Source organism: Paenibacillus sp. J22R160 (assembly GCF_059692135.1).
The window spans coordinates 49594-62214 of sequence record NZ_JCAUAU010000011.1 but is presented as its reverse complement, the minus strand read 5'-3'; the positions used below and the strand labels follow the sequence as shown (position 1 = coordinate 62214).

At 48.1% G+C, this 12621-nt stretch carries 7 protein-coding genes; 6 read left to right on the top strand and 1 reads right to left on the bottom strand.

Annotated features, from left to right (window positions below; translation table 11 throughout):
• Positions 1 to 23 precede the first annotated feature (23 nt).
• Together galA and AC58UW_RS20930 are read left to right on the top strand one after the other, a co-directional pair.
• Positions 24 to 2396 carry a beta-galactosidase GalA gene (galA, locus tag AC58UW_RS20935; protein WP_497422543.1) on the top strand — a complete coding sequence of 791 codons (2373 nt, stop codon included), beginning with the start codon at positions 24 to 26 and terminating at the stop codon, positions 2394 to 2396.
• Positions 2397 to 2695: 299 nt separating this feature from the next.
• A complete protein-coding gene (locus AC58UW_RS20930; protein ID WP_497422542.1) occupies positions 2696 to 5290 on the top strand; it encodes a discoidin domain-containing protein in 2595 nt (864 codons plus the stop codon).
• A gap of 122 nt (positions 5291 to 5412) precedes the next feature.
• On the opposite strand, the gene AC58UW_RS20925 is transcribed toward AC58UW_RS20930, so the two are convergent.
• On the bottom strand, positions 5413 to 6414 hold the full coding sequence (locus tag AC58UW_RS20925) for a LacI family DNA-binding transcriptional regulator (protein WP_497422541.1): 1002 nt from the start codon (positions 6412 to 6414) through the stop codon (positions 5413 to 5415).
• 392 nt (positions 6415 to 6806) lie between these two features.
• On the opposite strand from AC58UW_RS20925, the gene AC58UW_RS20920 reads away from it, so the two are divergent.
• The 4 genes from AC58UW_RS20920 (at position 6807) to AC58UW_RS20905 (ending at position 12607) form a co-directional block, all read left to right on the top strand.
• Positions 6807 to 8075, top strand: a complete 1269-nt coding sequence (locus AC58UW_RS20920; protein ID WP_497422540.1) for an ABC transporter substrate-binding protein — start codon at positions 6807 to 6809, stop codon at positions 8073 to 8075.
• Between the two features lie 91 nt (positions 8076 to 8166).
• On the top strand, positions 8167 to 9042 hold the full coding sequence (locus tag AC58UW_RS20915) for a carbohydrate ABC transporter permease (RefSeq protein WP_497422539.1): 876 nt from the start codon (positions 8167 to 8169) through the stop codon (positions 9040 to 9042).
• A 17-nt stretch (positions 9043 to 9059) separates the two neighbouring features.
• Positions 9060 to 9938 carry a carbohydrate ABC transporter permease gene (locus tag AC58UW_RS20910; protein ID WP_497422538.1) on the top strand — a complete coding sequence of 293 codons (879 nt, stop codon included), beginning with the start codon at positions 9060 to 9062 and terminating at the stop codon, positions 9936 to 9938.
• Between the two features lie 53 nt (positions 9939 to 9991).
• Positions 9992 to 12607 carry a GH116 family glycosyl-hydrolase gene (locus AC58UW_RS20905; protein ID WP_497422537.1) on the top strand — a complete coding sequence of 872 codons (2616 nt, stop codon included), beginning with the start codon at positions 9992 to 9994 and terminating at the stop codon, positions 12605 to 12607.
• Positions 12608 to 12621 lie beyond the last annotated feature (14 nt).

The window sequence follows — 12621 nt, the reverse complement described above, 5'->3', positions numbered from 1 at the left end:
CATGAAAAGAAAGAGGTTTAAACATGGAGCATCAACAAGCTAGGAGCAGAGAGTGTTTTGACAAGGACTGGTTTTTCCACAAAGGCGACATTGCTGTGAAGTACGCTGTAAAAGCGGGGATGACAGGCGGTATTACAGACAGTGGAAAACGCGAGGAAGGCGAATGGCTTGAAATCGCTTACGCAGACAAAGAAACAGCGGAGTCGGCCCTCCCAAAGGATTGGAGCCGAGTAGCCATTCCCCACGATTATATCGTGGAAGGGAATGTGGTGAACGATCCGAATTTGGGAAGCCGTCCGGCCAGTCATGGATATTTGCCGATGGGGATCGGCTTTTACAGAAAAATGTTCGCTATACCGTCGCATGACGAAGGGAAAAGCATCGGCATTCACTTTGATGGTGTTATGGGCGTAAGCACGGTCTGGGTAAACGGACATCTGCTGGGCACGCATGATAGTGGCTACACCAGCTTTCATTATGACATCTCAGATGTCCTTCGATATGGGGAAGAAGGCAATAATGTCATCGTCGTAAAAGTCGACGCTACCCGGTGCGAAGGTTGGTGGTATGAAGGCGGCGGCATTTACCGGCATACATGGCTGCAAAAAACAGACCGGCTGCATGTTGGCCACTGGGGAACCTATGTCACTACGCTTGTAATAACGGAACAGACAGCAGACGTTGTCATACGAACTGTTGTGCACAACCAATATGAGGAAGATCGGGTATGCGAGTTGACATCGACTATTGTGAATGCGGAAGGCGTAAGAGTCGCATCACAATCTGTTCAAGTTAGCGTACCTTGGCTGACTAAGCGGGAGACCGAGCAATCTATTTGGGTATCTAATCCCCAGCTCTGGTCGCCTGAGCGTCCTTATCTGTATCGAGTCATTTCGGAAGTGTCCATGGACGGCAGCGTCGTGGATGTCTATGAAACAGTCTTCGGCATTCGCACCATCGCATTTACGCGAGATGGATTCTTCCTGAACAATAAACCGGTGCTCATCAAAGGCACATGCAATCATCAGGATTTCGCTGGCGTCGGGGTCGCGTTGCCAGATCGGCTAATTGCTTACAAACTAGAGCTATTGAAAGAAATGGGTTGCAATGCATATCGGAGCGCTCATCATCCGCCAACACCGGAACTGCTTGATATGTGTGATCGACTTGGCTTGATGGTTATTGATGAGAATCGCCTCATGGATAGCACGCCCAAAGGGGTTACTGATCTGGAAAGTTTGATACTGAGGGATCGCAATCATCCTTCTGTCATCATTTGGTGCATGGAAAACGAAGAGATTCTTGAAGGCAAGCGCATGGGAGCGCGGATTCTGCGATCGCTGCACAATGTTACTCGCAGGCTGGATCCGAGCAGGCCAACGCTCGCGGCTATGAATCATGGTTGGAATAACGGGACATACAGCGAGCAGGTAGACATCGTCGGCTACAATTATGGTCAGCGCAAAAAACAAGATATATCGGATCACAAGTCCCGCCCATCCCGAATCATGCTCGGAAGTGAAAGCGCAAGCAGCACAACGACACGAGGTATTTATGAAATAGATAAGGAAAGAGGATACTGCCCAGCGTATGAAGGGATCTATATGCCCTCATGGTCCTGTACGGTGGAGAAAGCTTGGAACGATGTGCTTAAACACCGGTTTCTGAGCGGCGTGTTCCTCTGGACGGGTTTCGACTATAGAGGGGAACCGACGCCATATAAATGGCCTTGCATCAATTCCCATTTTGGCATTATGGACACGTGCGGTTTCCCGAAAGATGTTTATTATTATTTAAAATCCGTTTGGACCGACGAGCCGACTATTCATGTATTGCCGCACTGGAATTGGGCCGAAAAGGGCGGTGAACCCATTGATGTTTGGGTGTATGCCAATGGAGATCATGTTGAGCTTACGCTGAATGGACGTAGTTTAGGTGTTAAGAGCATGGTCAAGGCCGGTCATTTGGCATGGTCAGTGCCTTACGAGCCTGGCGAGCTGATGGCTACGGCTTACAAAGACGGTGGCATATTCGCGGTAAAGCAGGTTCAAACTACGGGCGGCGCAGCCCGCATTCATATGGAGGCGGACCGAACAGTGCTTCAAGCAGATGGAACAGACGTAGCAATCATTCGCGTATCGATCCGCGACGAGCAGGGACGCGTTGTTCCAATCGCAGATAACGAGGTTGTTTTCGCGGTGGAAGGGGCTGGAAGCATACTCGGAGTTGGCAATGGGAACCCGAGCAGTCATGAGTCAGATAAGGCGAATAGGCGCAGAGCTTTTAACGGGTATTGCCTGTTGTTGGTTCAGACCACTAATGATTCTGGGGATATAAGAATAACGGGGATTTCGGCCGGCTTGCAAGCAGCGAAGCTTTCTTTGACATCACGATAGGGAAAGGGAGTGCCGTTTTGCGTTCGAGGCAGATCAAATATTCGGACCCGGCGGAGGCCTATTTTGATCGTGTATCGATCCCGATGCTGTGGGTGAACAGGAAACATGATCTGTATTTTCCACTACAATCCATAATGTAGAGCAGCCGCTTAACCTTAAGGGGTTAAGCGGCTGTTTTCAACTGCACCATCGTAAAAAAAGACATAGCAGTGTAAGTTCAGACAATGTAAGAGAACCTTATAGATAGTAAAATTTAGGCTGAGTTCATTGCAAATGAAGGTAGGGGGTATTTCATCAGTATGGATGTTAACTTTGCTTTAAATCGCGCAGTAATTTGCAGCTCAGAGTGCGTGAGTGGCGAGGGGCACCTTGCTGTGGATGGAGAAGCGGGCACCTATTGGCAGCCACTAAGCTTCGATAGGCAAGAAGACAACAGGGTCTGGATAACGGTTGATTTGGAACGTAACGTCACTTTTAATCAGATTATTTTAAAATTTGCCTCAGGCTTCATAAGTGGTTATCAGATTTCCTATTCGGAGGACAACCTCAATTGGCATGAGGCTTGCCGGAAGGATGCCTCCAAAGAAGACATTGGCGGCACCAATATCGCCATTTTTCCTCGAGCTGCAGCCAGATATGTCAAGCTTGAAGCGGATCTTTTCGATCCTGACCGGGATTTTCAATTGATTGATTTCGGTATCTATGAGATTCCGTCTATTCCAGACGGACCTTTGTTAGCGAGCGTGTATGTAAGAGATGATGGGGGAGAGTCCTTTGATCAATGGGATACATTATCGCTTGTAAAGGGAAGCAGCACGCGTCTTTCTGTAAGGGGGGTCATGACCGATGGGAGGGTGGCTGATCTGACGCAAGCGGAGGTCGTCATCACTTGCATGAACCCGGATGTAATCACAATGGATGAAGCCGGTACACTAACGGCACTTAAGCCAGGCATTGCTCAAGTTAACAGCCGTGTTACCTTGCATGGGGTAACGCAAGAGATCAGCTTTTTTGTTGACGCCCTCGATCCAACCGAACGGATAGCAGATATATGGCTAACGCATCCCTCTCTCGTGATGGCAATCGGGCAACCTGCACTATTGGCGGTAGACAGCGAATTTCCCATCCTACACATGATGGCGAATGAACGCACGTTAGTGAAGACTGCTTTGATAGATGACTTAACCGGCGAGGTCATCGCCCAATTACCTGAACGTGAAGTTGAGGCGGGTACGGAAAGCACGTTTATATTCCCTAGTAATGTATCTCAAGTTATGCACTATCAATGGCGCGTCGAGCTGCAAGTGAACGGAAATGTTGTAGGTTACGACGCTTTTTATTTCACGATTCTAGAACCTACGGCTTCTAGGGAAGGCCAGAGCCAAATTGTTTATCTGAACGAGGCTGGTAAGCTTGTCTATGTACCGGATTACAAAGGAAATCGTGTGATCGATTTCTCAAATGCGGGATATGGCGGGGGCGGTGTTCCGTTGCCCGATGTGCCGACGGTCATCACAATTGAACCTGTCGAAGGCGATAATACAACACATATTCAGGATGCGCTGGATCGCATCTCGGCCTTGCATCTATCTCCAGACGGCTTCCGGGGAGCTGTACTTCTGAAGAAGGGCGTGTACCAAGTCAGCGGAGAGCTTCATATTCGTGCGAGCGGAGTTGTGTTGCGGGGAGAAGGCATTGGCGAAGAGGGTACGCTGCTGTATGCAACAGGGATTGCTAAGCGGAATGTGATCGACATTCAAGGGGCATCGGCTCCTGATCTGCTAACAGAGACGTCAACGCCTATAATGGATCTCTATGTTCCGTCAGGCTCGCGCAGCCTGCATGTCGAAGATGCTTCCAGTTTCCGTCCCGGAGATACCGTGAAGGTGCTGCGATACGGAAATGAACGATGGATTCATGCCATTGGAATGGACTCGATTCGGAAAAGGCCTGTAGCAGGAGGGACCGTGCAATGGTCGCCTTTTGAACTAGCCTTCGATAGGGTGATCACGCACATTGAAGGAAATTGCATAACACTCGACGCGCCTCTTGCCAATGCCATTGAAAAACAGTGGGGGTCAGGGGCGATCGTCAAATATGAAGATACCGGCCGAATCGAGCGGATTGGCGTGGAACATTTGCGAATCGATGTGACCTACGATCCGAGCATCAAGGAAACGAGAATTGATGGCAATGAGGGAAGCGCCGAGTACTTTGCCGATGAAAATCACGCGATTACGGGTGTATATATGGACCGTGTTAAGCATGCTTGGGTCCGCAATATGGTCGGCTTTCATCTACAGCATGCCCTCGTGCAAGTTGAACGCGATGCCAAATGGACGACTATTCAAGATTGTGCCGTATCCGACTTTATCAGCATGATAACCGGCGGACGCCGTTATTCGTTTCATCTTGTTGGCGAGTTAACATTGGTTCAACGTGTTTATTCGGAAGCAGCTAGACATGCTTTTGCTGTGGATTCACGTGTTGCAGGTCCCAATGTGTTCCTCGATTGCGAATCCAAACAGGATTATAACACCAGCGAGCCGCATCATCGATGGTCGGTGGGCTGTTTGTATGACAATGTGAATGGGCGTATCCACATTCAAGATAGAGCCTGGTTGGGCAGCGGACATGGATGGGCAGGGGCTAACTATGTCACCTGGAATACCAGCAATGAGCTCGTTTCCCAACAACCGCCGACTGCGCAGAACTATGCGATAGGACATGTAGGGAAGAAAGGGAAGGCATTGCTGCCTAATCCATATGACCCTAGACCAAGGCATGAAGCGTATTGGGAAAGCTTTGGCACGCATGTAACGCCTCGAAGTTTATATCTACAACAATTACAAGATCGTCTTGGCGCCAGGGCAGTCAGCAACATTCAGAAGTGACACAGTAAAGCTGATCACAGCGTCAGGGTAAACCGTTACGGTCGATGTTTATCCAGATCCGACAAAGTAAACATAGGAAGGCAGATTGCAAGATGCAATCTGCCTTTTGTCTGGTCCACTAGCTAGTCAGTAAATGACATCACGGACTCCCCTTGCAGAACATGATGATCGATCAATGTCTCGGCCGGCACTTCATCATCGTTAATGCGGCGAATTAACAGATCAGCGAGCTTCGTACCGATGTCGTTCACATTATAATCCACCGTCGTCAAGGAGGGGTTAATATATTTCAGAAACTCAATATTATCGAAGCCCATGAGGCCTACTTGGTCGGGCACGCGGATTTTACGCGCTTTTAGCCATTTCAGAACCTCCAGAGCATATACATCGCTGGAGCAGAGGATGGCGCATTTGCTGTCGATTGTATCCATCAACGTTTCTAATTCATCCAAGTAATGCTTCTGCGCAATAACGTTAAACTGCATTTCTGGAATCTCCGCACAGGCTTGCATAAAACCTTGATAACGCTGCTCAGGCACATAAATATTTTCTTTGCCTCTGCGCATCAATGGAGGGCTTAGATAGATAAGATGGCGGTAGCCCTGGTCGGCAAGAAAGGCAACAGAATCACAGATCGCTTGCTTATCGTTAATCCAAATGTAGGGAAACGGACCGGATAGCCGGTTGCCGAATGTGACAATCGGTGTGCGTGAGCGAAGGAGAAAGGACTCGAACTTCTTGTTGTCATTCGCCGGCAACAGGGCAATCCCGTCGACACGACGATCAAACAAGTTGTTGATGTATTCCATTTCGAGCTCCTTGTCCCGATTGGAAAGCACCAGATAAACGATATAACCTCGTTTGCGAGCCTCTGCCTCGAAGGCATGGAAGAGTTGGGAGAAAATTTGGTTATGTATGTCGAATAACACGATGCCAAGTGTTTTTGTATGTCCTTTTACAAGACTCTGAGCCAAGAAATGCGGCCGGTAGCCGAGTTCCTCGGCGACGCGCATAATCTTTTCGCGGGTGTCCGGATGGATGCCGGGACGATTGTTCAATGCGCGATCGACGGTCCCTCGGGTTACGCCGCACAATTCGGCGATTTGTTTGCTGGTAACGTTCATAGGAATGGACCTCCGGTAAAGGCTCTAGTGGTCTAATCGTAGCTTAACTCAGCGTGCAGGTCAATACCCGTGCTCGTGAACGTAAAGGGAATGCGTGAATATAGGCATTAGGAACGAATTTTATTTAAAGCGTTTACAAACTGAAACTTATTTGTTAAGATGAGTTCGTTCACGTGCACGATTCAGGTGAGTGGAGCTCCAATGCAGGATTAGCCGAAGCGGGGACGCCCTTAACGGCACGGTTGCTTTGTTGCAAATTTTTTTAGTCTTAACCGTGCACGTGCACGGAGATAGCATCGGACCATGAATCACAACGTAGAAAGGCAGCAGGCCGCACCGGTTATATCAATTCGGGAGCGCGGCGTCACATTCTGTTAAGGATGGTGTCCTGTATGAAAAAGGTTTGGGTCTTCTTATTAATTTTTGCACTCGGGTGGTCACTAGTCGCATGCAGCTCAGATTCTACAACAACCTCATCGAAATCAAGCAAAGCCGAATTAACGTTAGTTTGGAGTAAGAATGAAGCCTCTGATGAGCAATTAACGAATATTTTAGCTGAATTTAATAAGCAAAACCCGGATATCACCGTCAAAAGGGTGGAAGTCGTCAGCAGCGGTTGGGCAGATTACTTCAATAAGATCCAGACGATGATCGCCGGCGGCAAATCGCCTGACGTCATTCGCGTTGCAATCGAAGGCATTCAAATGTTTGCGAAGCAGGATTTGCTTCTCCCGCTCGATACATATATGAAAGCGGATCCGGCAGCACTGGATAATTACAGTGATTTGCATCCAAAACTTCAGTCGCCTTTTGTCATCGACAAGAAAACGTACGGTTTTGTATGGGACTGGAACAATGTCGTGATGCATTTTAACACGGATATGCTCAAGCAAGCTGGCTTGACAATGCCGAATAAAAGCTGGACGAAGGACGATTTCCTCCAATATGCGCAGAAGCTGACCACGGAAAAAGACGGCAAGAAGCAATACGGTTTTGCGATTCCAAATTATTATTTCGGAGCTTCCGCCTGGTTGTTTAATAATAACGCAAGTGTTCTGAATGACGAGATGACAACGAGTAAATTGGACGATCCGAACGCTATCGAGTTGATGCAGTTTTTCCAGGATCTCATTTATAAATATAAAGTTGCGCCAGTACCAGGTCCCAAGGATGATCAAATTCAAATGCTAATGAATGGTCAGGTGGCTATGATTTCTGCCGGGAAATGGCCATTTGGTACGTATGACAAAAATAAGTTCACGAATATCGATGTACAGTTCCTACCGACATTCAAGACGAACAAAGTGATCTTTGGTTCAGGGGCGTTCCCTGTACTCAAATCAACCAAATATCCGGAAGCCGCCTATAAGCTTTCTGCTTTCCTGAGCGGTGTCTACTCACAGAAAACAACGCTTTCCAATACCTCCATTCCTACACGCATTTCTGTCATGAACGAAGTACTGCCGAAAACACCGGCTCAAAATTGGAAGGTGTACGCAGAAAGCGCGGATATCGCCAAAGCAGTAGAAGCACCTATGCAATATGGCGAAATTCAAGGCGTATTCGACCGTCACGTATCGGAGATTCTGTCTAATCAATCCGATGCGGCGACAGCCATGAAAAAAGCGAAACAAGAAATCGACGCTATCCTGAAAAAATGACACTGAATCGCTGGCAGTCGGTCGGCGATCCGCAGGGGTCGCCTGGCTGCACAGTTCATGAGAGGAGTCTAGCGTGGGAACCTATCGCAAGATGTCTAATACAGTTGTCGGCCTGTTATTTCTGGCTCCAGCCTTACTATTTTTTGTACTCTTTATTGGCGAACCGGTTGTGGCTACTCTTTATTTAAGCTTTACAAAATACAATGTCATTACACCAGCCAAATGGATCGGTCTTGACAATATCAAGCATTTGTTCGCGGATGATCGCCTATGGCTAACGTATGGGAACACTCTCAAGTATGTATTGATTTTAACCCCTATGCACGCGATTCTCGGTCTATTGATTGCACTAGCGGTGAATAGGAATATCGGCAAAGGGTGGAAATACTTATACCGTACGATTTTCTATTTCCCCGTACTCGCGACTTCTGCTGCGGTTGCGGTCGCCTGGCAGTTCATTTTCAGCAAGGATTTCGGTATATTGAATTACTTGTTAGGCAAATTTGGCGTCAGTCCAATTGCGTGGATGCAATCTCCTCACTGGGTATACGTGGCTGTAGCGATATATAGCTTTTGGAAATTTATCGGTAATGCGTTCCTGTATTACTTAATTGGACTTCAAAGCATACCTGCTGCCCTATATGAAGCTGCCGAAATAGACGGAGCGAATAAGACACAGCGTTTTTTCTCCATCACGCTGCCCATGCTATCGCCTACGATTTTCTTTGTCTTAGTGACAACTCTGATTGGTGCGACCCAAATCTTTGATGAGCCGTATCTCATTACGTCAGGCGGACCAGGAGACGCTTCTCGTTCAGTGAATATGTATATTTATGAAGTGGCATTCCAGCATCATGAGATGGGATACGCGTCTACACTTTCGCTCAGTCTGTTCCTAATTATCCTGTGTGTGACGGTTTTTCAATTTTCCATTAGTAAGAAATGGGTCAACTATGACCGGGATTAAAAGAGGAGTTGATACAAGTGGAGGCATCCAATCTTCAGGCAGCAGGGACCGGGACTAGAACGGGCGCCATGCGGGGATTTAAGCCGGGCCGTATTCTATTAGATGGCGTGCTGCTGCTCTTATCCTTTCTCATGCTGACCCCATTCCTTTGGATATTCTCAACCTCGCTGCGCTTGCCAAAAGATTCGTTCTCGCTGCCGCCTGCCATCTTTCCGACAGCGTGGCATATTGGCAATTATGCGGAGGTGTTTGCGAAGGTACCGTTTTTCGATTTTATTTCCAACAGCATGAAAATTTGCTTGATCATCGTGCTCGGGCATATCTTCATCTCCAGCATGGCGGCGTTTGCCTTTTCTCGCATCGCTTTTCCGGGACGCAACGCGCTATTTCTCATTTTTCTTTCCGGATTGATGATTCCGGGACAAGTAACGATCATTCCGCAGTTTATTCTGATGTCGAAGCTGGGTCTCGTTGACACGCATCTGGCGCTTATTTTGCCGGGACTTATTAATCCGTTCGGCATTTTCATGATTCGGCAGACGATGATGTCGATATCTAGCGCATATGATGAAGCTGCCTATATGGATGGAGCCAGCCGTATCTGGGTATTTCTTAAGGTCATTCTTCCGATGTCCTATCCAGCCGTGGCCGTCACTTCGGTTATTAGCTTCATTGGGCATTGGAATGATTTCTTCCGGCCGCTGATTTTTCTAAATTCATTTGAAAAAATGACGCTGCCGATTGGTATGACGGCATTAACCGGAGCGTTTGGCACCGGGAACCTTTCTGCCATCCTGGCAGGGGTAACCTTGTCGCTCATCGTGCCGCTGCTTTTTTACATTTTCGGACAAAAATATTTGCTCGATGGCATTACGGCCGGTGGACTTAAAATGTAGTTAGGCAAGAAGGTTTTATGTTGAAATCATGAGGAGTTTGAGGAGGCCGTCATATGAGTACGAATCAGTCAAATGAACAGTTCGGTATGGAGAAAAATTTTGTGTATCAAGGTGCCAAAACGAGTCAAATCTCGTTTCCGCTTGGTGGTATTGGGACGGGCAGCATCGGTCTGGCCGGGAATGGGCGGCTGATCGATTGGGAGATTTTCAATCGTCCGAATAAGCTGAGCTTTAACGGATTCTCCTTTTTCGCTGTAAAGGCGGAGCGTCAAGGCGAGGTGATCCTGACCAAAGTATTGAACGGGGATCTGCAGGCACCTTATACGGGTGAAGGAAAAGGGAAATATGAAGGCTACGGCTACGGTCCTAGACGTGAGAATATGTCTGGATTCCCGCATTTTAAGAATACATCGTTTCGTGGTGAATTTCCGTTTGCGGAGATGACGTTTGATGATCAAGATGATCCCATCCATGTCAAGTTGACAGCCTTCAATCCGTTCATACCGCTGAACGATCGGGATTCGTCGATCCCGTGTGCCATTTTCGAATATGAAGTAACGAACCGCTCTGCGGATGAATTAGATCTCAGTGTGGTAGGCAACTTGACGAACCCTCTTCGCAAAGGAGCTATTAACGAAGCCACCGAGGTAGATGGGCGAAGAGCGATTCGGATGTCCTCTGTGCAGTACAAGGAAGATGAAGCTGACTTCGGCGATTTGACGCTGCTTGCCGATCATGATGACGTCAGTTATCAATCGTATTGGTTCCGTGGAAGCTGGTTCGATAACTTGACCGTATTCTGGAAAGATTTTCGCCGCCCAGGCCGCTTTCAGGAAAGAAATTACGAAGCTTCCAGCGAGTTGGATCCGAGAAGAGTGCATGAAAAGCACCAGGATGTCGGATTGCTGAGTGGGCATCGGACCGTACCTCCTGGCGGTAAAGCAACGTTTCGTTTCATCTTATCATGGAGTTTTCCGAATTATGTTAACTTCTGGAATCCAGGCGGCGATCAACTGCCTTCATGGAAAAATTATTATTCGACGCTATTTCAGGATTCTACCGATACGGCTAAATACGTGATGACTAACTACGAGCGATTGCATGCGGAGTCGCGAATGTTTAAGGATACGCTATTCGGGTCTACACTGCCTGATACGGTTGTTGATGCCATTAGCAGCAATATTTCTATTTTAAAATCTCCTACTGTACTGCGTTTAACAGATGGGACTTTGTACGGGTTTGAAGGTGTACATACGAATGAAGGTTCGTGCGAAGGCTCTTGCACACACGTATGGAATTACGAGCAAGCGACTGCTTTCTTGTTCCCGGCTCTGGCACGTTCGATGCGGAAGATCGATTATACCTATGCCCAGTTTGAAAATGGGAAAATGGCGTTCCGTCTCATGCTGCCAGCAGAGCGGACAACGCGCGATAACAAGTTCAGGGCCGCTGCCGATGGTCAAATGGGCGGTATCATCAAGTCATATCGCGAATGGAAAGTGTCCGGCGATACAGAGTGGCTGCGCTCTCTGTGGCCTAACATTCGCAAAGCGCTCGAATTTGCCTGGGAGCCAAGCAACGAAGACCAATGGGATGCCGACAAGGACGGCGTCATGGAAGGGCGGCAGCACCATACGCTCGATATGGAGTTGTTCGGCCCGAATTCCTGGCTGACGAGCATGTATTTGGCTGCTTTGAAGGCTGCAGCCGAGATGGCTAATGCATTAGGGGAGCCAGAGACAGCGGCGGAGTACGATGCGATCAGGGTGAAAGGCTCGGCATGGACGAATGAGCATTTGTTTAATGGGCGTTATTTTCATCAACTGGTCGATCTCAAAGATCGTACCGTGCTCGAAAAGTATGGTGCGGAAACCGTGTACTGGAATGAAGAGGCAGGGGAGCATAAGTATCAAATCGGTGAGGGCTGCGGCATTGATCAGGTGCTCGGACAGTGGTTTGCTCATCTCGTTGGCATAGGGTACGTACTGGATTCTGAGAAGGTTAAGCGTGCGGTTCAATCTATTTATGAGAACAATTTCATTGAAAATTTAGGCGATCATCCGAATGCCTGCCGAATTTATGGGTTAAATGACGAATCCGGTCTCGTCATCTGCTCTTGGCCGGATGCGAACTCTCCGATTGTGCCTGTTCCCTACGCGGAAGAGTGCATGAATGGCTTCGAATATCAGGCTGCCTGCCATATGATTTATGAGGGATATGTAAAGGAAGGGCTTCGTGTGGTGAAGGCAATTCGCGACCGATACGATGGCGAACGCCGTAATCCGTGGAATGAATTCGAATGCGGCAGCAATTACGCACGCTCGATGGCTTCCTTCGGATTACTGCTTGCGCTAAGCGGTTTTGAGTATGATATGGTCCAAGGACATATTGGCTTTAGTCCGAAATGGCAGGAAGACGAATTCCGCAGTTTCTGGAGCTTGAACGACGGTTGGGGTGAGTTCCGCAGCAAGGCTGGACAGCTGGAGCTGGAGGTTAAGATGGGGACACTGTCGTTATCCAGTTTCGGCAGCGAATTGTTGAAAGGGCGCGACATTCAAAGCGTCTGGCTTGGCGGAGACGAGGTAGCCCTAGTTCGATCAGAGGGGAAAGTATTATTTAAAGAAAAGATCACTCTTGATCCAGCGAAGCCCCTTATCGTAAAGTTTTAGTATCAAGGAAGGTG